Raw genomic sequence first — 23,005 nt, forward strand, 5'->3', positions numbered from 1 at the left:
ACTCCCGGCGGCGCCCGTGCCGTCTCCCCCCACTCCCGGCCTCTAAGCTCGCACCATGCACCGGTCCCTCCGCAGCGCCGCCACCGCGGGCACCGTCCTTCTCCTCGCCATGGCCCTGACCGCCTGCGCCCAGGAGAACTCCCCCGTCGATCCGGCCCCGACGGTACCGGCCGGAGCGTCCTCGACGCCGGAGACGTCCGTCGCACCGGAGCCCGCGGATCAGACCGTGGTGATCTCGGTGGACGGGATCGCCGTCAACGGCGGTCCCCTCGTTCCGTTCGACGAGAGGGAGCTCGTCATCGATGCGCTGGCCGACGCGATGAGCGTCGCGCCGGAGGAGGAGCCGCTAGAGGGTCCCTACGGCGGCGAGTACACCGCGTATGTCTGGGACGGCCTGCGCGCGACCGACGATGACTCGAGGATCGTCGTCTCGGTGACGGCGGATGCCCCGTCCGTCTCGTTCACGACCCCGGAAGGGGTCGGACTCGGCGCCAGCCGCGCCGAGGCCCTGTCGGCGGGCGCGGAGGACGAGTGGGATGAGGACGGCGACGGCATCGCGGACTACCTGAAGATCGGAATGCGCGAGGTGTCCGGCACCCGATCGCTGGTCCACCCGGGACAGGTCGGCGTGGAGTACGTCCTCCTGGTCCTCACCGAGGACGTGGTGACCGGCATCCAGAGCGGCGCCAACGACTACTCCGACATCTGACCCGCTCCGGGTCTGGGATAACCTTCACGTGCCCGACCCGCGAAGGAGAACCCGTGCCCGCGAACGATGCCCTGGCCGATGAGACCGATCGGATCGTCGCAGCGGCCCTGCAGGTGAACGGCCGCGCCTCCTGGGGGGAGATCGCCCGCGTTGTCGACCTCCCGGAGCGTACGGTCGCCCGCCGCGGACAGCGTCTGCTGGACCGCGGTCTTGTGCGCGTCTCGACCTACGTCGACCCCGCCCGCGTACTCCATGCGCGGGCCGTCCTGTTCCGGATCACGACCGAACCGCATGCGCTCTGGCACGTCGCCCGCACCCTCGCCCGTCGCGCCGACGCCTCGTCCGTGTCGGTCCTCGAGGGCAGCAGCGACATCGCCGGCATGCTCCTCCCCCACGACGACGCATCGATCCGCGAACTACTGTTCACGGACTTCCCCGAAGTGGAGGGCATCGCGTCGATCAACGTCACCACGGTGCTGAAGTTCTTCCGCTCCGGGCACGATTGGCGGGTGGGGGTGCTGTCCGACGAACAGGTGCGGATGCTGGACGAGTCGTCCGGATCCGAGGTCGACCCGGCGGACGCCCTGAGTGAGGACGAGGAAGCGCTGATCCGACTCCTGCTGAAGGACGGACGGATGCCCGTGGCACAGCTCGCCCGCGCGCTCGGACTGAATGTCACCACGACGCGCCGACGGATGGAATCGCTCAACCGCCGCGGGCTCATGCACCCGCGCACGGAGATCGTGCCGAGCCTCTTCGGCCTCGGGCTGGAGGCCCTCGTGTGGCTGCGGGTGCCGATGGATCGGCTGGAGAAGGTGGGATCCGCCCTCGCCGCTGCCCCGGAGGTGAAGTTCATCGTCGCGACGACAGGCACGTCGCAGCTCCTCATGAACGTGCTCGTGCGCGACGCGGACGAGTTCTACGACTTCCTCACCGGTCCCGCGGTCGCCGGCCACGACGGGCTGGAGGTCGTGGAGTCCCTCGTCGTCATCACACCGGTGCTGCGCGGCTCGCTGATCGTGGACGAGGCGCCGGCGGCGCTGGCGCAGGACATGCCGACGGGAGCCATCCGCTTGTAGGCCGATTCTGTTACGGACGTGTAAAGAAATGGCGAGATCGTTCGCATTGCCTTGACGCGATGGCGAAATAGAGCGAGTATCCCTTCCAGGGCCTTCACCCCTGGAGAGGACGATCGTGTTCACGGCAACTGGAGACGACTGGGCGGACCGCGCGGCGGCACTGTCGCTGCACACCCGCATGTTCATCGACGGCTCCTGGGAGGACGGGACCGCCGAGCCCCTCGCACCGATCAGCCCCCGGGACGGCCGGGCTCTGCCCCCGATCGCGGCCGCCTCCGCCGCCGACATCGACCGCGCGGTCCGCTCCGCCCGTGCCGCGTTCGACGCGGGCGTCTGGTCGCGCATCGCCCCCCGCGAACGCGGCCAGCTGCTGATCGCCTTCGCGCAGAAGATCCACGACAACGCCGAAGAACTCGCCCTCACCATCTCCCTCGAGATGGGCAAGCCCGTGCGCGAGGCGCTGCAGACCGAACTCCGCGCGGTCGTGAACTGCTTCCGGTGGTACGGCGAGGCCGCAGACAAGGTGCTCGACGAGCTCCCCGTCACCGCCCCGAACAGCCTCGCGCTCGTCACCCGCGAACCGGCCGGCGTCGTCGCCGCGGTCGTGCCGTGGAACTTCCCGCTCACGATGACGGCCTGGAAGCTCGCCCCCGCTCTCGCCGTCGGCAACAGCGTCGTCCTCAAGCCCGCCGAGCACACCACCTTCTCGGCCCTGCGTCTGGCCGAGCTCGCCCACGAGGCCGGCATCCCGGCCGGCGTGCTGAACGTCACCCCCGGCGCCGGCCACGTCGCCGGCCGCGCACTCGGCGAGCACCCCGACGTCGACGTCGTCACGTTCACGGGCTCGCCCGAGATCGGCCGCCGGTTCCTCGGCTACGCCGCCGCGTCGAACGGCAAGCGCGTGTGGCCGGAGCTCGGCGGCAAGACGGCGAGCCTCGTGCTGCCCGACGCCGATCTGGAGCGCGCGGTCCGAGCCTCGGCCGACGGCTGCTTCTACAACCAGGGGCAGATGTGCACGGCCTCGTCCCGGCTGCTCGTCCCCCGCGCGCAGTACGACAGCGCCCTGGAGATCGCCGCCGAGGTCGCCCGCACGAGCCTTCCCGCAGACCCGTTCGACGTGTCCACGTCGATGGGGGCGATCGTCAGCGAGAAGCAGCTCGCCGGGATCGCCGGGTTCGTCGAGCGCGCGGAGGCCGAGGGCGCCGAGCTCGCGGCCGGGAGCGCCGAGCGGTTCTCCGCCGTCGACGGCGGCAGCTACTTCGCCCCGGTCGTGCTCGGCGTGACCCCCGCGCACGAGGTGGCGCAGCGCGAGGTCTTCGGCCCCGTGCTGTCGGTCATCGCGTACGACGACGTCGACGACGCCCTCGCCATCGCCAACGGCACCGAGTACGGCCTCGCCGCCGCGCTGTGGAGCACCGACCTCAACGCCGTGCACACCCTCTCCCGGCGGCTGCGGGCGGGTGTCGTCTGGGTCAACTGCTTCGAGGAGGGCGACATGACCATCCCCTTCGGCGGGGTCAAGGGCTCCGGCTTCGGACGCGACAAGAGTCTGCACGCGATGGAGAAGTTCACCGACCTGAAGACCACGTGGATCGAGCTGTCGTGACCCGCCCGCTCATCGGCATCACCACCTGGCGCCGCGCCATCGACACCGACCTCGGCACGGGCCGCCCCGCGCACAGCCTCGGCACCGAATACGCCACGCCGATCGAGGCCGCCGGCGGCGCCGTCGTGCTGCTGCCGCCGACCGCCGGTGTCGACGAGGTCCTCGATCGGCTCGACGGACTGGTGCTCTCCGGCGGGGAGGATCTGCACCCCTCGCACTACGGCGCCGAGCCCCAGGACGGGAAGTCGTACGACTCGGCCCGCGACGGCTACGAGATCGCGCTCGCCCTCGGCGCCCGGGAACGCGGCCTGCCGGTGCTGGCGATCTGCCGCGGGCTCCAGGTCTGCACCGTCGCGTTCGGCGGCTCCCTCATCGTCGACATCCCCGCCACGGCCGACCATCACCCGGTGCGAGGAGCAGACGAGCAGCTCTCCGCCCGGCACGCCGTCGCGTTCGCGGAGGACAGCAGGCTCACCGCGCTCTACGGGACGACGACGAGGACCGTCAACACCATCCATCACCAGTCCGTCGACACCCCGGCCCCCGGGCTGCGCCCCGTCGCCTGGGCTCCCGACGGCATCGTCGAGGCCGTCGAGGCGGACGACGACTGGGCCTTCTGGGCGGTGCAGTGGCACCCCGAGAAGATGACAGCCCCCGAAGAGGCCGCCGAGGAGCGCCCGCTGTTCGCGGCGTTCGTGGCGGCCGCCCGTGAACGCGCAGCGGAACCGTCCGCTGGCCAGAAAGGAACACGATGACCAAGCAGGTCTTCCTCGAGTACGAGAACGGCGTCCGCGCCGTCGCCACCCTATTCGAGGACCTCGCCCCTCGCACGTGCGAGGCCATGTGGGGTGCGCTGGAGAAGCCGGTCACCATGCAGGCGATGCACGCCATGTACGCCGGACCCGAGGTCATGGTCGGCCTTCCCGAGGAGGCCCAGAACTTCGACCCCGAAGCCGTGCCCGCGGAGAACCAGCAGGTCGTGCCCGCACCGGGTGACCTGCAGTGGTACTGGCAGCGCCCCATGCAGATGGGCGGACTGCCGTTCGAGTGGTACGAGATCGGAGTCTTCTACGATCGTGGTGCCCGTACTCTCGGCCCCCTCGGATGGACACCCGTCAACATCTGGGCCGGCATCACCGAAGGACTCGCGGAGTTCGCTCAGGAGAGCGCCGCGATCCGCATCGACGGAGCGAAGCAGCTCACCATCGGACGCCTGGTCTAGGCGTCCACCCCCCGTGCTGGACCCATCCCGAAGGAGCAGTGCATGAACACCCGCAGAATCCTCACCGCCGGCGCGCTCGTCGCCACCGGTGCCCTCGTCCTCGCCGGCTGCGCGTCTGGCGACGGCGAGTCCTCGTCCGGTGGTGACAAGGAGTTCGCCGGCGAGACCCTGGTCGTCACGTCGTTCGGCGGAGACTGGGAGAAGGCGTTCATCGAGGCCGTCGTCGACCCGTTCGAGGAGGAGACCGGAGCGAAGGTCGAGCTGATCACCCTGTACAGCGCCGATGCCCTCGCCCAGGTCACCGCCCAGAAGGCGAGCCCGCAGATCGATGTCGTGCACTTCTCCGGCGGACAGGAGTTCACCGCCGCGGAGCAGGGCCTCATCGCCCCGATCGCCGCTGACGACCTGTCCGCGTCGGGAGACCTCATCGACATCGCCACCGCGGGCCTCGAGCGCGGCGAGGGTCCGGTCATCCAGCTCGCGCCCATCGGGCTCGTCTACAACACCGAGGCCGACGCCCCGGCACCGACGTCCTGGGAAGACCTCTTCGACGACGCCTACGCCGGTCACATCGCCCTGACGGACTTCTCGAACACCTACGGGGTGCTGTCGATGCTCCGCGTGGCCGACGCACTCGGGGGTGGCATCGAGGACCCGTCCGCAGCCATCGCCGACCTCGGGGCGCTGGCTTCCTCGGGCGACGCGATCGTCGTCCCGACCTCGCCGGACCTGCAGACCGCCTTCGCCCAGCGCGGCACGTGGCTGGCGCCGTACGCGATGGACTACGCGGGCACCCTGCAGGACGCGGGTCTTCCCGTCGAGTTCATCGTCCCGGAGGAGGGTGCGACCGCGTCGCTCATCACGGCGAACGTCGTCGAGGGCCGGGACAACGCCGAGCTGGCGACGCTCTTCATCGACTACGAGCTGCGCCCCGAAGCGCAGGCCGTCTTCGCGGAGAACATGCGCTACTCCCCCGTCAACACCGCGACCGAGCTGTCGGATCAGGCGGCCGAGGCCGTGCTCACCGGCGACGAGCTCGACGACGTGGTCGTCTACGCCCCGGGCGACATCGCCGCGTCGCGTCAGGCGTGGACCGATGAGTGGAATGCGCTGATCACCAAATGAGCGTCCGAACCCGTAGGGAGCCCTGGCTCCTGCTCCTGCCGGCGATCGTGCTGCTCGCGCTCGCCTTCGTCACCCCGGTGGCCGGCATGCTGCTCATGAGCGTGCAATCGCCGGCAGGCGGGTTCACGCTCGACAACTTCACCCGCTTGTTCGCGAGCGAGTATCACCTCCAGGCGGCGCTGCGATCGCTCCGCCTGGGGGTGATCCAGACGGTGATCACCCTCGTCATCGCCATCCCGCTGTCGTACATCATGGCGCGCGCCGGCTCGAAGGTGCGCTCCTTCCTCCTCATCGTCGTGCTCCTGCCGCTGATGACGAGCGTCGTCGTCCGCACCTTCGGCTGGGTGGTGCTCATGGGGCCGTCCGGCCTGATGATGCAGATCCCCGGGGCGGAACTCCTCATCGGCGGTACGCAGGGATTCCTCGGCACCGAGACGGGCGTCGTGATCGCGATGGTGCAGGTCCTCCTGCCGTTCGCTGTGCTCAGCATCCTCGGCGTCATCTCCGGGATCACGCCGCAGCTGGAGGAGGCCTCCCGCACGCTCGGCGCCGGATTCTGGCGCACGCTGCGGCACGTCGTGCTGCCGCTCTCGGTGCCCGGCATCGTCGCCGGCGCCACCCTGGTGTTCGTGCTCTCGGTGAGCTCCTTCATCACCCCCCGCTTCATCGGCGGTTCGCAGATCCCCGTGTTCGCGCAGACGATCTACGTCGACGCGACCACCAACCTCGACTGGGCGTTCGCGGCGGCGCAGGCCGTGCTGCTGTTCGCGGGCGTGATGCTCGTGCTCGCGGCCACGTCCCGGCTCGGGAAGCAGAAGGTGTGACTATGGTCCGTTCCGTCCCGCTCCTCGGCCGTATCCTCGCGATCCTCCTCGGCGTCATCGTGACGCTGTACATGCTCGTCCCGTTGTTCGTCGTCGCCGGCGCCTCGGTGGGAGAAAACCGGTTCCTCACGTTCCCCGGACAGGGCTTCACGCTCGACTGGTACGTGGAGGCCCTCACCTCCGACACATACCTGGAACCGTTCCGCCTGAGCCTCGTGGTGGGGGTGACGGTCGCGATCCTCGCCGCCTCCATCGGCACCGCGGCCGCCCTGGCGCTGACGCGGTTCCGCGTTCCGGGAGGGGCGGCGATCCAGGCGCTGCTGATGTCGCCGCTGACGATCCCCACGATCATCCTCGCGATCGGCGCCCTCTCCATCGCTTCCCTCACGATCGACTCCCCCAACGTGGGCGTGCTCATCGCGATCCATGTGGTCATCGCGATCCCCTACGTCATGCGCACCGTGACCGGCGTGATGACCCGTGCCGACCACTTCACCGAGGAGGCGGCGCGCACCCTCGGCGCCGGCACCTGGAACCGCTACCGCCTCGTGGTGCTGCCCATCGCGCGTCCCGGCATCGCGGCCGGAGCGTTCTTCGCTTTCAACATCTCGTTCGACGATGCGGTCATAGCCCTCTTCCTGCGCACCCCGCAGCTGGAGACCCTGCCCATCGCCATCTACGGCCAGCTGGAGTTCAGCACGTCCCCCACCGTGGCGGCCGTCTCGACCCTCATGGTCCTGCTCACCGTCGTCCTCATGATCGTCCTCGAACGCATCATCGGCCTGGGAAGGTTGTTCGTCTGATGACAACGCTCACCATCACTGCTCTCACCAAGGACTTCAAGGGGACGAAGGTGCTCAAGGGCATCGACGTCTCGATGCGGTCCGGCGAGTTCGTCTCGCTCCTCGGTCCTTCGGGCTGCGGGAAGACGACGCTGCTCCGCTGCATCGCCGGCCTCGAGTCGCCCACGAGCGGCACGATCGAGATCGCGGGGCAGGACGTCACGAAGCTGCCACCCGAGAAGCGTCACCTCGGCATGATGTTCCAGAGCTACGCGCTCTTCCCGCACATGAGCGTCGCCGAGAACGTGCGCTTCGGGCTGCGGATGTCCGGTGAGAAGTCGAAGACGGAGCAGAAGGAGCTCGCCGTCCGGGCGCTGGAGCGTGTGCAGATGGGCCACCTCGCTGATCGCATGCCCGCCCAGCTGTCCGGCGGACAGCAGCAGCGGGTCGCTCTGGCCCGCGCGATCGCGTTCGAACCGCGCGTGCTCCTCCTCGACGAACCGCTGTCGAACCTCGATGCGCGTCTGCGTGAGGACATGCAGGTGGAGCTCAAGGAACTGCACCGCACGCTCGGTCTCACAACGGTGTTCGTCACGCACGACCAGGAGGAGGCGATGAGCCTCTCCGATCGCATCGTCCTCATGAACAGCGGGGTCATCGAACAGGAGGGCGCTCCGGCGGCCCTGTACAGCGCCCCGCTCACCCCGTTCGCCGCCGACTTCATCGGTGCCGCGAACCTCCTTCCCGCCACGCGCTCCGGCGCGGTAGCGACCCTCGACGGCACCGCCGTGCAGGTCCCGCTCACGGGCGCCGGGTCGGACGGCTCGGGCGAGGTCGTGCTCCGGCAGGAGGATCTGCATCTGTCGCCCGCGGCGGGGCCGGGTGCCCCCGTCCCGGTCGAGGTCATCGCGCACGTCTACCGCGGTGCCGACGTCGTCTACATCGTCGAGCTCGCCGGGCGCCGCCTCCGTGTGGTCCGTCCCCGGCACGAGGACCCACTCCCTGAGGGCCCGGCCGGCCTCGGCTGGCGCGACGGCGCCGTCCTCTGGATCCCCGCCGCCTGAGCCGCCCGGCGCACGTGCTTCCGAGGGCTCAGGCTCCCCGGCGGGTCAGCACGAGACGGAGGGTCACGGCGAGGACCGTCGACACCGCGATCCAACCAAGTGCCGTGCCCAAGGCTGTGAAGAACGAGGCCTGATCGGTGGCGCCGGCGAGGTTCCCGTAGTTGATCGCGGCGTGGGCTCCGATGGCCACCGTGAGTCCGGCGAGCGCGACGAGCGGGCGGGACCAGGCGCGACGGGCGTCCAGCGCGAGGCCGAGCGCCGCCCCGGTCCAGACGGTGAGAGCGGCATGCGTGGGGAAGGTGAGCGTGCGGACGATCCACGTCACCACGCCGTAGCCGACATCGTTCGCCGCGATGTCAGCCGCGATGGCGGAGGCGTCCTCCACCGCCGCGAAGCCCACGCCGACCAGCGCCCCGGCCATCGCGCCGAAGAGTACGCCGCGGCGCCCGACGCGCCGGGCGAGCACGAGGATGAGCAGCACCCCGAGACCCTTCCCGAGCTCCTCCACGATGGGCGCCAGCACCCACGTCGAGGGGATCGCCTCGCGCAGGATGCCCTGATCGTCGACGTACAGCGCCTGCTCGGAAGACCACGCGCCGAGCCCGGTGGCGATGAGCACAGCAGCACCGGCGCCCCAGGCCGGCGCCAGCAGGGAGGACGTCCAGGAGCGCGAGACCCGCGGAGCGATCCAGCGCGCGGCGAACATCGTCACCGCCGCCGCGGGGAGGACGGCCACGAGACACAGGAGGAAGACGGGGCCGGACTCGACGGTGAACAGCAGGAGCGCCAGAGCCAGCGGGATGAGGAACACCGAGAGCACCACGGAGCGGCGCCCCCAGAACGGGACGGTTTCGGAGGGAGCGAGCGCGGAATGCACGCCCCGATCCTTCCAGACCGATGCCGCGACTCTCCTGGGCGCAGCCGCACTTCCGCACGAGGTCGCAGGTTCTCCCGGCAATCCGTGCGACCTCGGTGCGAATCTGCGACCGCGTGCCGGGGCCTCAGCCCTCGCGGGAGAACGTGATGTGGGTCACGCCGGACTCCGCGACCTCGGAGGTCACGCGATAGCCGGCCTCGAGGCCGCGCAGGTCGTCCCACAGTCGGATCCCGCTGCCGGTGAGGATCGGGGTGATGCCCACGTGCAGGTCGTCGACGAGCCCCGCGCGCAGGAACTCCCGGACCGTGGTCGCCCCGCCGCCGACACGGACGTCACTCCCTCCGGCCACCGCCACCGCCTCCCGCAGCGCCTCCTCGGGGGTCGCGGTGAGGAAGCGGAAGCTCGTGCCGTTCGCGAACTCGATCGGCGGGCGCGGGGTGTGGGTGAGGACGAACACCGGAACCTCGAACGGCGGCTCCTCGCCCCACCAGCCGCGCCACTCCGGGTCGTCCGGGTTCGCGTGGAGGCCGAACATCCCGGCGCCCATGATCTCGGCACCGATGCCCTGGAAGTACTGTGCCGCGTACTTCTCGTCCACCCCGGTCGTGCCGGCGCCGCCGGTGTCGTGGAAGACGCGCTCCTGGAAGGTGCGGGTCGCGGTGTAGGCGGCGGTGAGTCGTCCCCAGTCCTCGCCGAACGGGTTCTCCGGGGTCTGATCGGTCGTCGTGGCGAAGCCGTCGAGAGTGATGTTGAGGTCGACGCGCACGCGGGTCATGGTGCCTCCGAAGCGGTGGGGACGGGCACCGGTCGGCGCGCCGTCCCCAGCGTCGGGCGTTCCGCGGCCGCTGTCAAGAGCGGACCGCCGTACCGGACTCCCGCGGATCAGGCCTTGGGGTCGTCCGAAAGCGCCATGTGGATGATCGGATAGGGACGACCGTCACCGTCGAGCGCGCTCCGGCCCACCTCCACGAAGCCTCGGCTGCGGTAGAACCCGCGCGCGCCCGGGTTGTCCTCGTTCACATCGACCCTGGCCACGCCCTGGTGGACGACGACCTCGGCGAGCAGGGCAGAGCCCACACCGCGTCCGCGAACGGCATCGGAGACGAACAGCATCTCCAGCCCGTCGTCGTGGACGCCGGCGAACCCGACCGGAACCCCGTCCTGCTCGGCGACGGTGAGGGTCACCGCGGGGAAGTAATCGGACGCGAGGTGCGATTCGATCCGGGCGAAGTCGGTCTCCTCCAGGAAGTCATGGGTGGCGCGAACGGCGCTGCGCCAGATCTCGACGAGTTCCGCGTACTCCTCTTCCCCCCGGCACGGCCGGATGGTGAGCGGGGAACTGCCTGCGGACATGCCTCCGACACTATCGGTCGGACCGCCATGCCGGATCAGACCACGGGGTCGCCCTGGACCGGACCCTCCGTGTTGGGCTTCCACCCGAGGGCCGGCGCCACGTGCTCCGCGAACGCCTCGAGCACGTGGAGGTTGTACTCCGGCCCGAGCTGGTTCGGGATCGTCAGCATGAGGGTGTCCGCGGCCATGACGGCCTCGTCCTGCCGGAGCTGCTCGATGAGCACATCGGGCTCCGCGGCGTAGGTCTTGCCGAACGTGGAGCGGAACCCGTCGATGATGCCGATCTGGTCGCCGTTCTCCTCGCTGCGCAGCCCGAAGTAGGCGCGGTCCATGTCCGACACGAGCGGGAACACGCTGCGGCTGACCGACACGCGAGGCGTCCCGGTGTGGCCGGCCTCACGGTAGGCGGAGCGGAAGAGCTCGATCTGCTCGCGCTGCAGCTCGTGGAAGGGCTGACCGGTGGCCTCCGTCACGAGCGTCGAGCTCATCATGTTGAGTCCCTTGCGGCCGGTCTCCTCGGCCGTCGCGCGCGAACCCGAGCCCCACCAGATGTGGTCGCGCAGCGTGGAGGACTGCGGCTCGATCGCGAGGTACTGTCCCGCACCCACCATCCGGGGGTCGCCGGGAGCGAGTCGCTCGCCGTCGATGGCGCGGAGGAAGATCTCGAACTTCTCCCGTGCGAGCACGCTGCCGCGCTCCGGGTCCTCCTCGTCGCGGAAGCCGAAGGTCTCGTAGCCGCGCAGCGCCGTCTCGGGTGACCCGCGGCTCACGCCGAGCGCGATACGGCCGTCGGCGATGAGGTCGAGTGCGGCCGCCTCCTCGGCGAACTGGAACGGGTTCTCGTACCGCATGTCGATCACGCCGGTGCCGACCTCGATGCGCTCGGTGCGCGCGGCCATGGCCGTCAGCAGCGGCATCGGGGACGCCGCCTGGCGTGCCCAGTGGTGCACGCGGACGTAGGCGCCGTTGACGCCGAGCTCGTCGGCGCCCTCCGCGATCTCGATGGTCTGCTTCAGCATGTCGCCCGCCGTGCGGGTGGCCGAGCCGGGCACGTCGGCGTAGTGACCGAACGAGAGGAATCCGAAAGCCTTCATGGTGTATTCGAACGCATGGAAGCCGGGACTATTCCCCCGGGAGCAGGAAGCCGTCGAGGACGAGCCCGCGGATGCGCGGCTCGAGCTCCGCCCACAGCTGCGCGAACGGCACCTCGAAGAGGTCCGCGAGGGCGGGGGCGATCTGCAGCACCTGGAGCTCGCCGTCGCACGCGCCGACGAAGCCGGCAAGCGCGGGGTCCACCGCGACGGTGCGCGCGAACCCGCCGCCCTGACGCAGCTCGATCACGCTCGGGTCGTCGTTACCGGGGAGAAGGTGGCGCGCCTCGGTGACGTCCGGAGCCACGACGAGGGTGTCGGGCAGCCCTGCGGCGAGCGCATCGTGGGCCGCGAGCCCGAGGCCGAGCGCCGCGCCCACGTTCGCCACGGGCTGCGTCACCCGCTCCGATCGCCGCAGCGGCTCCCCCCGCCCGCGGCGGAGCAGCACATAGCCGAAGCCGATCGCGGTCACGCCGCGCGCCGCGAAGTCGTCGAGCCACGCGGTCAGCAGCGGAGTGAAGGCGGCATCGCGCGGTGTGATCCCGCCGTCCCTGATCCACAGCTCGGCATAGGCGAGAGGGGACAGCTCCTCCCGCTCCACGACCCACAGGTCGAGGTCGGCGGGCACCCACGCGTCCAGCCGCGCGAGGCCGGTGATGCCCGTCCGCGACTCCCAGTTGCCCAGCAGCTGCGCGATGCCGCCCGGGGTGAGGTGCGCCGGTGCCGTGCGCACGAACTGCTCGACCAGTGCGTCGCCGACCAGACCGCCGTCGCGATACTCGTAGGCGGGCACCCCCGCCGTGCGCGGGGTGATCACGAACGGCGGGTTCGAGACGATGAGGTCGAACGCCTCCCCGGCGACCGGCTCGAACATGCTCCCGTGACGGAACTCGATGTTCGTGACCCCGTTCAGTTGTGCGTTCAGCGCGGCGTAGGCGAGGGCGCGGCGAGAGACGTCGGTGGCCACGACCCGGCCGGCGCGTCGTGCCACGAGGAGCGCCTGGATGCCGCAGCCCGTGCCGAGGTCGAGGGCACGATCCACCGCGAGCGGGACGACCGTCTCAGCGAGCGTGCGGGAGGCTCCGCCCACACCGAGGACGTGGTCGGCGGGCAGCGGGCCGTCGAGGGCGACCTCGTCCAGGTCGCTGGCGATCCACCATTCCCCGACTCCGTCCTCGTCGACGAACGACTGCGGGTGCAGCAGCGCGCTCGGCGTCACGGTGTCGGCGTCGGTCGTCGCCAGCCCCAGAGCCTCCAGCCCGTCCACGCCGAGCGTCGGCAGTGCGCGCTCCACGGCTGCGCGCGGCTGGGGAAGACCGAGCACCAGGAGGCGTCCGAGGGTCGCGAGGACCCCCTCATCCTCGGCGATCGCCCGAAGGATGGGCTCGCGCAGACCACGGGCGAGTGCATCATCCGCCTCCTCGCCCCAGAGACGTCGCAGCGGCTCGGATCGGAGATCGGCGGCATCGAGATCCGCGGCGAACGCAGCGCTGCGGAGCGGGTCGGGGCGGGGGGCGGGGGTGTCGGACACGGCCGTCACTCTACGCGTCTTCAGGGTTCTCCTCCGTCCGGCCTCCTAGAATCGCAGGGTCAGTACTCACGATCCGCCTCTCCCCGGCGTTCGAGGAAGACCTTCATGACCGCGATCACTCCCCCGACGGGCCTCCGCGCGCGTGCGCGCCGGCTCGCGGCGTTCGTGGTCGCCGCCGGCGTCTGTGCGGTGGGTGTCGCCGGTCCCGCGATGGCGGCCGACCAGCCCGCCGCGGACGACGACCACCGTGTCGAACTGCACGTCACGGCGGGTCTGCGCGGCACCGTCGCGCCGGGCACGTCGACGTCGGCCGTGGTCACGATCGAGAACGAGACCGAGGCGGAGCTCTCCGCGGGTCGCGTCGAGATCGAGCTCGGGAGCACGCCACTGACCGACGACGATGCCGTGACCGAATGGCTGGACGAGGGACAGGCCGCCGGTTCCTTCCTCTCCCTCGGCGAAGAGGCCACCAAGCCGGCGGAGGCGGGCGGATCCGCCACCACCACCGTGTTCGTGCCGCAGGAGACGCTGAAGCCGTTGAAACCGGGGGTGTACCCGCTGCGGGCCTCCCTGAGCGATGCCGGTACGGAGGACGCCGAGGGGGAGCGCACCACCACCTGGGACACCAGCACGACGAGCGTCCTCGTGGTCAGCTCCAGCCCGACCAGTCCGGTCGGCGTCCTCGTGCCCATCACCGCCACCCCGGCCGGCGGTGCCCTCCTGAGCGCTGACGAGCTCACGGAGCTGACCGCCCCGGACGGCGACCTCACCGCGCAGCTCGACGGCGTCGCCGGGACGACGGCTGTGCTCGCGGTCGATCCCGCCATCCTCACCTCGATCCGCGCACTGGGCACCGCGGCTCCCTCCACGGCGAGCGACTGGCTGCAGAGGCTCGACGAACTCCCCAACGCCCGCTTCGCCCTGCAGTTCGGCGATGCCGACCTCACGGTGCAGGCGCAGGCCGCTCTGCCCGAGGCGCTGGCGCCGCTGCCGCTGACCTCGCTGCTCGATCCCGCGGCCTTCCCGCAGCAGCGCGCCGTGACACCGACGAACACCCCCGCCGCCACCGCCGACCCCTCGGCGACGCCGACCGACGGGCCCGCGCTTCCCACCGACGACGAGCTCACGGAGATCGACGGCGCGGTCCCGGGAATCGTCTGGCCGGAGAGCGACCTCACGCAGGCTGACCTCGCGTCGTTCACCGGCTACCTGGGGGGCACCGCCACGACGGTCGTGTCGTCCGAGACGGTCGGCGGTCAGAGCGCGGCTCATGCGACGGCGGGCGGACAGGACCTGCTCGTCACCGACGCGGCCACGTCGGCGGCCCTCTCCGCAGCGGCGACCGAATCCGCCTCGGCTCCCCGCCAGGGGCTGCTGGCAGAGGCGGCAGCCCGGCTCTTCCTCGCCGGTGCCCGGGCGCCTGGCGCTCCGCTCCTCATCGGCCTGGAGCGCGACGAGAGTCGTCCCGCAGAGGCCCTTCGTGACGCGATCTCCACCGCGGACTCGATCGGCTTCGAGCTCTCGGCGGTGCGGGCGGCACCTGCCGTCGCGGTGACACTGCCGGAGACAGCCGCGGCGACCCGGGCGTCCGACCTCACGAACCTCCTCGCCGATGAGCGCTCCCTCACCGCTTTCGCGACCGTCCTCAGTGACCCGCTCGTGCTGCTGAGCCCGGAGCGGATCCGGATCCTGCGCACCATCGCGGTCGGTTCCTCCGCGGAAGCCTTCACCGAGAAGGTCGCGGCCCATCGCGCGCGCACCACCGAGACGCTCGGCGCCGTCAGCATCCCCGACTCCAGCACCATCCAGCTCCTCACGGCCAACGCCGACCTCCCCATCGCCGTGCGCAACGACCTCCCGTGGCCGGTGACGGTGCGGTTGTACGCGTCCCCCACCGATCCGCGCCTCGAAGTGACACCCGTGATCGACGTCGCCGTACAGGCGAGCTCGACCACGAGGGCGAAGGTGCCGGTGTCGGCCCGGGTCGGCAGCGGCGAGCTCGACCTGCGCCTCAGCCTCACCAGCCCGACCGGAGTGCCGATCCAGTCGGAGCAGACCATCCGGGTCGCGGTGCGCGCGGAATGGGAGACCATCGGTCTCATCGTCTTCGGCGGCCTTGCCGTGCTCCTCATCGCCCTCGGGGTGGTGCGCACGGTGCGCCGGAAGCGTCGGGAGGCCATCGAGGAGCAGGCCGTGGAGGCCGCCGTCGAGGAACTGATCGAGGAGAAGGAAGCGGAAGCCGCGGTGCAGGAGCGCCCCGACGGCCCGGATGCCCCTCCCACGAAGGAGTCGCGTGACTAGTCTCGGGCGCGCCAGCGCCATCATCGGCGCGGGCACCCTGGTCTCCCGCGTGACCGGGCTGCTGCGCAGCATCGTCCTCGTGGCGGTGATCGGCTCGTTCAAGTCGGGCCCGGCCGATGCCTTCGCCGCGGCGAACACGCTCCCGAACAGCGTCTTCTCCCTCATCTCCGTCGGCATCCTCACCGCGGTGATCGTGCCGCAGATCGTCAAGGCCACCGCCGACGCCGACGGGGGCAACGCGTTCATCTCGAAGCTCTTCACCCTCGGGACGGTCGTGCTCGTCGCCGTCACGGCTCTCGCCACGATCGCAGCGCCCTGGCTCGTGCAGATCGTGGCAGGCGGGCTCTCCTCGACGACCCAGGCGCTCGCGACCGCGCTCGCGTACTGGTGTCTCCCGCAGATCCTCTTTTACGGTCTGTACGCGCTGTTGGGTGAGGCTCTGAACGCGCGGCGCATCTTCGGTCCGTTCACCTGGGCGCCGGTCGTCAACAACATCGTCTCGATCATCGGATTCCTGATCCTGGGATGGGCGTTCTCGCCGGTGTCCCGCGACTCCGCTGACTGGACGCCGGAGATGATCGCCCTGCTCGGCGGCACGGCGACCCTCGGCATCGCCGTGCAGGCGCTCGTCCTGCTGCTTTTCTGGCGTCGGACGGGCCTCTCGCTCCGCCCCGATTTCCAGTGGCGGGGCGTCGGCCTCGGCAACGTGGGAAAGCTCGCGGGATGGACCTTCCTGATGGCGTTCGCCTCACTGTCCGCCGGCGTGCTGCAGGGCAACATCGTCAGCAACGCCTCGGAGTCGGGCGCCTCGCTCGCCGTGACCACGAACGCCTGGCTCATCTTCATGCTCCCCTACTCGGTCATCGTGCTGTCGATCGGGACCCCGTACTTCACGCAGATCAGCGAGCACGCCGCCGCCGGGCGGCACGACGAGGTCCGCGGAGACATCTCGCGCAGCATCCGCACGCTGCTGTTCTTCATCGTCGCCGCCGTCGCCGCGGTGGCCGCCGCGGCGATCCCCGCCTCCCGTGTCTTCACCGAGAGTCCTTCCGACGCCGAGGGGGCGGCCGTCGTCCTCCTCTGCTACCTGGTCAGCCTGATCCCGCTCACGATCCTGTTCATCGTGCAGCGCACGTTCTACGCGTACGACGACACGCGCACGCCCTTCTGGTTCACGATCTTCCAGTGCGCGCTGATCGTCGTGACCGCGCTGGGAGCCGTCGCCCTGCTGTCGGCGGAGGTCATCGACCTCACGCAGCTGGCCGCCGCCGTGGCTCTGGGGCAGTCCATCGCCAGCACGCTGCAGACGATCGTCGCCACCTGGCTGCTGCATCGCAAGATCGGCGGCATCGGAATCCTGTCCTGGCTGCGTGCTCTCGCGCTGTTCGCGGTCGCCGCGATCCCGGCGGGGCTCGCCGGATGGGGAACGTTCCTCCTGATCGGGGGGACGACCGGATGGGCCACGTCCGGAGTCATCCCCGGCGCCCTGGCGACCGCCGTCATCGGCCTCGTCGTCGTGATCGTCTACGTCGCGATCCTCGCGGTCTTCCGCGCCCCGGAGCTGAAGGCCGCCGGCGGGCTCGTCCGCCGCTTCCTGCCCGGCCGCTGACGTGGGAATGCCCCGCGGTTACCATGGGTTGAAGCAGTCGGACGTCTTTCGACGGCACCGCTTTTCTAACGGAGATCACATGCGTCAGGTCATCATCATCGGCTCCGGCCCCGCCGGATTCACGGCTGCCATCTACGCTGCGCGCGCGAACCTGGAGCCGCTCCTCATCGCGAGCTCCGTCGAGGTCGGCGGCGAGCTCATGAACACGACCGAGGTGGAGAACTACCCCGGCTTCCCGGAGGGCATCCAGGGCCCTGAGCTCATGGCGAAGTTCCAGGAGCAGGCCGAGAAGTTCGGCACCGAGGTGCTCTACGACGACGTCACGGAGCTCGATGTCGCCGGTCCCGTCAAGAAGGTCACCCTCGGTTCGGGTGCCACCCACGAGGCCAAGACGATCATCTACGCCACCGGTTCGGCCTACCGCAAGCTCGGGATCGCGGGCGAGGAGCGTCTCTCCGGTTTCGGCGTCTCCTGGTGCGCCACCTGCGACGGCTTCTTCTTCCGTCAGAAGACCATCGCGGTCGTCGGCGGCGGCGACTCGGCGATGGAGGAGGCCACCTTCCTCACGCGTTTCGCGGACAAGGTGTACGTCATCCACCGCAAGGACTCCCTCCGCGCCTCGAAGATCATGCAGGAGCGCGCCTTCGCGAACGAGAAGATCGAGTTCGTGTGGAACAGCGAGGTCGTCGAGATCCTGGGCGACACCGCCGTCTCCGGCGTGCAGCTGCGTTCCACGGAGGACGGGTCGCTGCGCGACCTCCCTCTCGACGGCCTGTTCATCGCGATCGGCAACGACCCGCGCACGCACCTCGTCCACGAGAAGCTCGAGCTCACGCCCGAGGGGACGATCTGGGTCGACGGACGCTCCTCGCGGACGTCGGTCCCCGGTGTCTTCGCCGCCGGTGACGTGATCGACCCCACCTACCGCCAGGCCATCACCGCCGCCGGGACGGGCACGATCGCGGCTCTCGACGCCGAGCACTTCCTCGCCGACCTCGAGGACGCGTCCGTCGAGGTCCCCGCAGCCGAGGCCGCCGAGGTCATCACGGCCTGACCAGGGCCGGGAACACTTTCCCCCCGCCCGTTGTTGCAACAGGCGAACCTCGAACAAGGAGAACTCTGATGAGTGCAAAGGCAACGAGCCAGGCGACCTGGGAGCAGGACGTGCTGCAGGCCGATGGTCCCGTGCTGGTGGACTTCTGGGCCGAGTGGTGCGGTCCGTGTCGTATGGTCGCGCCGGTGCTGGACGAAATCCAGTCCGACAACCCCGACAAGATCACCATCCTCAAGCTCAACGTGGACGAGAACCCGGAGCTGGCCATGAAGTACCAGATCACGTCGATCCCGGCGATGAAGGTCTTCCAGGGCGGAGAGGTCAAGACGACGATCATCGGCGCCAAGCCGAAGTTCGCTCTCGAGCAGGATCTCGCCGCTTTCCTCGGCTGATCCCCACGACCACGAGAAGGGCCGCGCCTCCGGGCGCGGCCCTTCTCGCATGCTCGGCCAGCCCAGGGTGATCAGCGCTTGTCGTACACGTCCACCGGCTCGAGCCCGCGTGCTGCCCGCGCCCTGTCGACGATCTCCTGGATGACAGCGGTCTTCGCTGCGTTGTAGGAGGAGTTCCGCTCCTCCGCCTCCCGCGCTGCGTCGTGCTTGACACGTTCGTATCGCTCCGCATCGTCCGGGTGCGCGCACAACCAGTCCCGCAGAAGGCGCTGTGGCACGTCATCCCATTCGGTTGCCGTGAAGAAGTGTGCGATGGCGAGGCGCTCCCCGGCCGCCTCCATGATCATCACCGGATGAGTGCGGATTCCGCTGCCGGTGCGCCATCCCACCGCCTCCAACGCGGACCGGTACGCGGCGAACTCTTCTCCTGTCTGCACCCGCACCGCGAGGTCGATGACCGGTTTCGCGCTCATCCCGGGAATGGCCGTCGAACCGATGTGCTCGACGAACCAGCCGTCCGCCCCGGCAGCGAGGATCGATGCCGCGAACTCCTCGAATCGCTGCGGCCACGACGGGTCGTAGGGAACGAGGAGCATCGGTCGTCAGGAGGCGTCGGCGATGCGAGGGTCCCAGCGACGATGGCGCTGCTTCTCGTCCAGGAGTCCCCAGACGGCCGGCGTGAGCTCCGGGTACTCCAGGGCGATCTGGCGCAGCACGCGGTAATGCCGCGCGGCGTTGGGACGTACCCCGTCGTTGGCGGCGATGTTGTCGGCGCGCAGCAGGTAGACGACGAGTTCGTCGACACTGGGCAGCTCCTCCATGAACTCCCAGGGGTCCTCACCGCCGAGCAGGCGCTCCTGGACGAGGACGGCGAGTTCGTCCGAGGCCTCGGCGCGCAGCACTTCCAGGCTGGCGCGACGGGGGACGGACTCGGTCATCCCTCCAGCCTACGCGCGTGCGCGACGGGGTCGGCGCTCCACCTTCGCATCCTCGCTCATGTCCTCGAGCTCGCGGCCCTTGGTCTCCGGCACCTTGAAGAACACGAAGAAGAACGACAGCAACGCGAAGAACGCGTAGAAGCCGTACGCGAAGGTGAGGCCGATCTCGGCGAACGCCGGGAACGTCGTCGAGATGAAGAAGTTCGCCACCCACTGCGCCGCGGCGGCCACGGCCAGGGCACCGGCACGGATCGAGTTCGGGAAGATCTCGCCCAGGAGGACCCACACGAGCGGTCCCCAGCTCGCACCGAAGAACACCACGAAGCCGTTGGCGCAGACGAGGGCGACGGTCGCCCAGGGGTCGGGAAGCGTCGCGGTTCCCGAGGCGTCCAGCGTGCCGAACGAGAAGGCGAGCGCCATGAGTCCCAGGGTCACCGTCATGCCGACGGAGCCGACGAGCAGCATGATCCGGCGTCCGATCCGGTCGACGAGCAGGATCGCGACGATCGTGACGACGATGTTGGTCACAGAGGTGATGACGGAGGTCAGGAGAGCGCTGGACTCGTCGAACCCGACCGACTGCCACAGTGTCGTGGAGTAGTAGAAGATCACGTTGATGCCGACGAACTGCTGGAACACCGACAGCAGGATGCCGACCCACACGATCGGCTTGAGGCCGAGACGGCTGCCTCGCAGGTCTCGCAGCGACTCGGAGCGCTCCGTGTCGATCGTGCCCGTGATCTCCTTGATCTTCGCCTCGGTATCGATCGTCCCGGTCACGGTCTGGAGCACTTCCGCGGCACGCTTCACTTCGCCCTTGCGCACCAGGTAGCGCGGGGATTCCGGCAGCCGGAGCGACATCAACCCGTAGACGAGCGCGGGGATGGCCGCGACCATGAACATCCATCGCCAGGCGGTCAGGCCCCAGAGCGGCTGGTCGGCCTCCCCCGCGATGCCGGCGAGCAGGGCGTCCGACAGCAGGGCGGCGAAGATGCCGAGGACGATGGCGAGCTGCTGCAACGAGCCCAGACGACCGCGGATCGCAGCGGGAGACACCTCCGCAATGTAGGCGGGGGCGATCACCGAAGCCGCGCCGACGCCGAGTCCGCCGATCACACGCCAGACGATGAGGTCGACGACGCTGAACGCGAGTCCGGAGCCGATCGCCGAGACGAAGAACATCGCCGCGGCGACAACCATCACCGGGATGCGTCCGAACTTGTTCGACACCGGGCCGGCGAACCAGGCGCCGACCGCACAGCCGATCAGGGCGGAGGAGACAGCGAAGCCCTTGAGACCCGTGCCGAGGTCGAACCCTGAGACATCTCCCGCCAGGGCGTCGACAGCACCGTTGATCACCGCGGTGTCGAATCCGAAGAGGAATCCGCCCAGCGCCGCCGCAATACTGACGGCGATCACGCGACGCTTGATACTCGCTGGATCAGCTGGTCTGGACATGACATCCCCCTCGCATCGACAAGATGACGCGAGTCTATGTCACCCCCGACCAGGGGCGGGGTCAGCGCGCGGAGCCGTACCCTTCTTCGCCGAGCTCCTCGAGAATACGGTTCAGGTCCTGGATCGATGCGAAATCGATCGTGACCTGGCCTTTCCGAGCTCCCAGTGCGATCCGGACGCGGGTGTTGAGCCGGTCCCCCAGCTTGCCGGCGACCTCATCCAGGTACGCCCGCCGTGCCCCGGGCGTGGGCTTGGGAGTCTTCCCCGCGGAGGGCTGCGACTTGGCCGCCTCTTCCGTGGCACGGACGGAGAGGTCCTCGTTGACGACCTTGTCCGCCAGGCGCTGCATGGCCTCCGGCGAGTCCACGCTCAGGATCGCGCGCGCGTGTCCCGCGGTCAGGACACCGGCGGCCACCCGCTGCTGCACGGGGACAGGAAGCTTGAGCAGGCGGATGGTGTTGCTGATCTGCGGCCGGGAACGACCGATGCGCGTGGCGAGCTCCTCCTGCGTGATGCCGAAATCGTCGAGGAGCTGCTGGTAGGCCGATGCCTCTTCCAACGGGTTCAGCTCCGAGCGGTGGAGGTTCTCCAGGAGCGCGTCCCGCAGCAGGTCCTCATCGGCGGTATCCCGGACGATGGCCGGGATCGACTCGAGTCCGGCCTCGCGGGCAGCCCGCGTGCGCCGCTCCCCCATGATGAGTTCGTACTCGCCGTCGCTGTTCTTCCGGACCACCACCGGCTGCAGCACGCCGAACTCGCGGACGCTGTGCACGAGCTCCGCGAGGTCCTCCGGGTTGAAGTGCGTGCGCGGCTGGCGGGGGTTGGGGACGATCGCCTGCGGGTCGACCTGGATCAGGTGGATCCCGGGCACCGCCTCGAGCTCAGCCTCGGGTGCCGCGTCGGTGTTCGCGGAGGGAGCCTCGGGTGCCGGAGCGATCTTCGCGCCCGGGAAGAACACGTCGACAGGACGTTCGGCCTGGTCCGCCGTCGGGATGAGGGCGCCGATGCCGCGGCCGAGTCCAGTGCGCTTCGCCATTATTTCTCCTTGCTCTGCGTCTGTCGCGACGCGATCTCGACGGCGGCCTCACGGTAGGCGATCGCTCCGGCGGACTGACCGTCGTAGGCGATGACCGTCTGGCCGAAACTGGGGGCTTCCGATACGCGTACGGACCGCGGAATCACGGTGTCCAACACCTGTGACGGGAAGTGCGAGCGCACTTCCTCCGCAACCTGCTGCGCCAGACGCGTCCGCCCGTCGAACATCGTCAGGAGGATCGTCGAGAGATGGAGGCTCGGATTGAGGTGCTTCTGGATCATCTGAATGCTGCCGAGCAGCTGGCTCAGGCCTTCCAGGGCGTAGTACTCGCACTGGATCGGGATGAAGACCTCGTTCGCCGCGGTGAACGCGTTGATCGTGAGGAGTCCGAGCGATGGGGGGCAATCGATGATGACGAAGTCGACAGGGTTGTCGACGAGGTAGTCCTCCAGAGCGCGGCGAAGTCGGTGCTCCCGGGCGACCTGTGCGACGAGTTCGATCTCGGCACCCGCGAGGTGGATGGTGCTCGGCGCACAGAAGAGATTGGGGCTCTCCGGACTGGGCTGCACGATCTCCGCGAGCGGGAACTCGTCGATGAGGACGTCATAGACGCTCGGTGTGTCGGCATTGTGTGGCACCCCGAGCGCCGTGGAGGCGTTCCCCTGAGGGTCCAGGTCGATGACGAGCACCTTCGCACCCAGACCAGCCAATGCCGAAGCGATGTTGACGGCGCTCGTGGTCTTACCCACGCCACCCTTCTGGTTCGACACCGTCAGGATTCGCGTGTCTCCCCCGAACTCCACGGTGACTGCTTCGAGCGCGCGGCGACGAACGGAGAGATCCGCGATTTCTCGCGCGAGGGGGGTGTCCATCCCGAACGATTCGTTCGACGATGCCTTCTCGGACTGTTTCACGTGAAACATCCACTCCTTTCGGGGCCGCGTTCCACTCTAA

At 69.6% G+C, this 23,005-nt stretch carries 23 protein-coding genes; 13 read left to right on the plus strand and 10 right to left on the minus strand.

Features of this window, described 5'->3' with window-relative positions:
- The first annotated feature begins 55 nt into the window (after positions 1-55).
- From AB0310_RS09915 to AB0310_RS09955, 9 genes are all read left to right on the plus strand, one after another.
- The gene (locus tag AB0310_RS09915; RefSeq protein ID WP_268777856.1) at positions 56-709 is read left to right on the plus strand and encodes a hypothetical protein; all 654 of its coding nucleotides are present in this window, start codon (positions 56-58) and stop codon (positions 707-709) included.
- A gap of 53 nt (positions 710-762) precedes the next feature.
- Positions 763-1,788, plus strand: coding sequence for an Lrp/AsnC family transcriptional regulator (locus AB0310_RS09920; RefSeq protein WP_025102843.1), 1,026 nt, complete (start codon positions 763-765; stop codon positions 1,786-1,788).
- Between the two features lie 115 nt (positions 1,789-1,903).
- The gene (locus AB0310_RS09925) at positions 1,904-3,394 is read left to right on the plus strand and encodes an aldehyde dehydrogenase family protein (RefSeq protein ID WP_280567657.1); all 1,491 of its coding nucleotides are present in this window, start codon (positions 1,904-1,906) and stop codon (positions 3,392-3,394) included.
- Complete coding sequence (locus AB0310_RS09930; RefSeq protein WP_366237143.1) at positions 3,391-4,149, plus strand: gamma-glutamyl-gamma-aminobutyrate hydrolase family protein; 759 nt, start codon at positions 3,391-3,393, stop codon at positions 4,147-4,149. The genes AB0310_RS09925 and AB0310_RS09930 overlap by 4 nt, the downstream gene beginning before the upstream one ends.
- Positions 4,146-4,616, plus strand: a complete 471-nt coding sequence (locus AB0310_RS09935; RefSeq protein WP_268777852.1) for a DUF3830 family protein — start codon at positions 4,146-4,148, stop codon at positions 4,614-4,616. Before AB0310_RS09930 ends, AB0310_RS09935 begins: the two co-directional genes overlap by 4 nt.
- 42 nt (positions 4,617-4,658) lie before the next feature.
- Positions 4,659-5,741, plus strand: coding sequence for an ABC transporter substrate-binding protein (locus AB0310_RS09940; RefSeq protein WP_268777851.1), 1,083 nt, complete (start codon positions 4,659-4,661; stop codon positions 5,739-5,741).
- Positions 5,738-6,565 carry an ABC transporter permease gene (locus AB0310_RS09945; RefSeq protein ID WP_366237144.1) on the plus strand — a complete coding sequence of 276 codons (828 nt, stop codon included), beginning with the start codon at positions 5,738-5,740 and terminating at the stop codon, positions 6,563-6,565. Before AB0310_RS09940 ends, AB0310_RS09945 begins: the two co-directional genes overlap by 4 nt.
- Before the next feature lie 2 nt (positions 6,566-6,567).
- Positions 6,568-7,368 (plus strand): ABC transporter permease, encoded by an 801-nt coding sequence (locus tag AB0310_RS09950; protein ID WP_366237145.1) that lies wholly within the window; start codon positions 6,568-6,570, stop codon positions 7,366-7,368.
- Positions 7,368-8,411: an ABC transporter ATP-binding protein gene (locus tag AB0310_RS09955; RefSeq protein ID WP_366237146.1), complete on the plus strand. Its 1,044-nt coding sequence runs from the start codon at positions 7,368-7,370 to the stop codon at positions 8,409-8,411. Before AB0310_RS09950 ends, AB0310_RS09955 begins: the two co-directional genes overlap by 1 nt.
- Before the next feature lie 28 nt (positions 8,412-8,439).
- On the opposite strand, the gene AB0310_RS09960 is transcribed toward AB0310_RS09955, so the two are convergent.
- The 5 genes from AB0310_RS09960 to AB0310_RS09980 form a co-directional block, all read right to left on the minus strand.
- On the minus strand, positions 8,440-9,288 hold the full coding sequence (locus tag AB0310_RS09960; RefSeq protein WP_366237147.1) for a PrsW family glutamic-type intramembrane protease: 849 nt from the start codon (positions 9,286-9,288) through the stop codon (positions 8,440-8,442).
- Between the two features lie 124 nt (positions 9,289-9,412).
- Positions 9,413-10,063: a dihydrofolate reductase family protein gene (locus AB0310_RS09965; RefSeq protein WP_366237148.1), complete on the minus strand. Its 651-nt coding sequence runs from the start codon at positions 10,061-10,063 to the stop codon at positions 9,413-9,415.
- 107 nt (positions 10,064-10,170) lie between these two features.
- Complete coding sequence (locus AB0310_RS09970; protein WP_187662772.1) at positions 10,171-10,641, minus strand: GNAT family N-acetyltransferase; 471 nt, start codon at positions 10,639-10,641, stop codon at positions 10,171-10,173.
- Between the two features lie 35 nt (positions 10,642-10,676).
- On the minus strand, positions 10,677-11,735 hold the full coding sequence (locus AB0310_RS09975) for an LLM class flavin-dependent oxidoreductase (protein WP_187662773.1): 1,059 nt from the start codon (positions 11,733-11,735) through the stop codon (positions 10,677-10,679).
- Between the two features lie 28 nt (positions 11,736-11,763).
- Positions 11,764-13,272, minus strand: coding sequence for a class I SAM-dependent methyltransferase (locus AB0310_RS09980; protein ID WP_522727337.1), 1,509 nt, complete (start codon positions 13,270-13,272; stop codon positions 11,764-11,766).
- 96 nt (positions 13,273-13,368) lie between these two features.
- On the opposite strand from AB0310_RS09980, the gene AB0310_RS09985 reads away from it, so the two are divergent.
- From AB0310_RS09985 to trxA, 4 genes are all read left to right on the plus strand, one after another.
- The gene (locus AB0310_RS09985; protein ID WP_366237150.1) at positions 13,369-15,564 is read left to right on the plus strand and encodes a DUF6049 family protein; all 2,196 of its coding nucleotides are present in this window, start codon (positions 13,369-13,371) and stop codon (positions 15,562-15,564) included.
- Entirely contained in the window at positions 15,557-17,173 is a 1,617-nt protein-coding gene (gene murJ, locus AB0310_RS09990; RefSeq protein WP_366237151.1) for a murein biosynthesis integral membrane protein MurJ, read from the plus strand. The genes AB0310_RS09985 and murJ overlap by 8 nt, the downstream gene beginning before the upstream one ends.
- Before the next feature lie 79 nt (positions 17,174-17,252).
- The gene (trxB, locus tag AB0310_RS09995) at positions 17,253-18,227 is read left to right on the plus strand and encodes a thioredoxin-disulfide reductase (RefSeq protein WP_187662777.1); all 975 of its coding nucleotides are present in this window, start codon (positions 17,253-17,255) and stop codon (positions 18,225-18,227) included.
- A gap of 68 nt (positions 18,228-18,295) precedes the next feature.
- Complete coding sequence (gene trxA, locus AB0310_RS10000) at positions 18,296-18,619, plus strand: thioredoxin (RefSeq protein ID WP_025102859.1); 324 nt, start codon at positions 18,296-18,298, stop codon at positions 18,617-18,619.
- Positions 18,620-18,690: 71 nt separating this feature from the next.
- Here the strand turns inward: trxA and AB0310_RS10005 are convergent, their stop codons facing one another.
- The 5 genes from AB0310_RS10005 to AB0310_RS10025 form a co-directional block, all read right to left on the minus strand.
- The gene (locus tag AB0310_RS10005; RefSeq protein ID WP_366237152.1) at positions 18,691-19,215 is read right to left on the minus strand and encodes a GrpB family protein; all 525 of its coding nucleotides are present in this window, start codon (positions 19,213-19,215) and stop codon (positions 18,691-18,693) included.
- 6 nt (positions 19,216-19,221) lie between these two features.
- Positions 19,222-19,557, minus strand: a complete 336-nt coding sequence (locus tag AB0310_RS10010) for a hypothetical protein (RefSeq protein ID WP_025102860.1) — start codon at positions 19,555-19,557, stop codon at positions 19,222-19,224.
- Between the two features lie 9 nt (positions 19,558-19,566).
- Positions 19,567-21,015, minus strand: coding sequence for a sugar porter family MFS transporter (locus AB0310_RS10015; RefSeq protein ID WP_187662780.1), 1,449 nt, complete (start codon positions 21,013-21,015; stop codon positions 19,567-19,569).
- Positions 21,016-21,076: 61 nt separating this feature from the next.
- Positions 21,077-22,051: a ParB/RepB/Spo0J family partition protein gene (locus AB0310_RS10020; RefSeq protein ID WP_363446041.1), complete on the minus strand. Its 975-nt coding sequence runs from the start codon at positions 22,049-22,051 to the stop codon at positions 21,077-21,079.
- Positions 22,051-22,923, minus strand: a complete 873-nt coding sequence (locus AB0310_RS10025; protein WP_315636775.1) for a ParA family protein — start codon at positions 22,921-22,923, stop codon at positions 22,051-22,053. Before AB0310_RS10025 ends, AB0310_RS10020 begins: the two co-directional genes overlap by 1 nt.
- Positions 22,924-23,005 lie beyond the last annotated feature (82 nt).

Source organism: Microbacterium meiriae (assembly GCF_040702565.1).
GTDB lineage: Bacteria > Actinomycetota > Actinomycetes > Actinomycetales > Microbacteriaceae > Microbacterium > Microbacterium meiriae.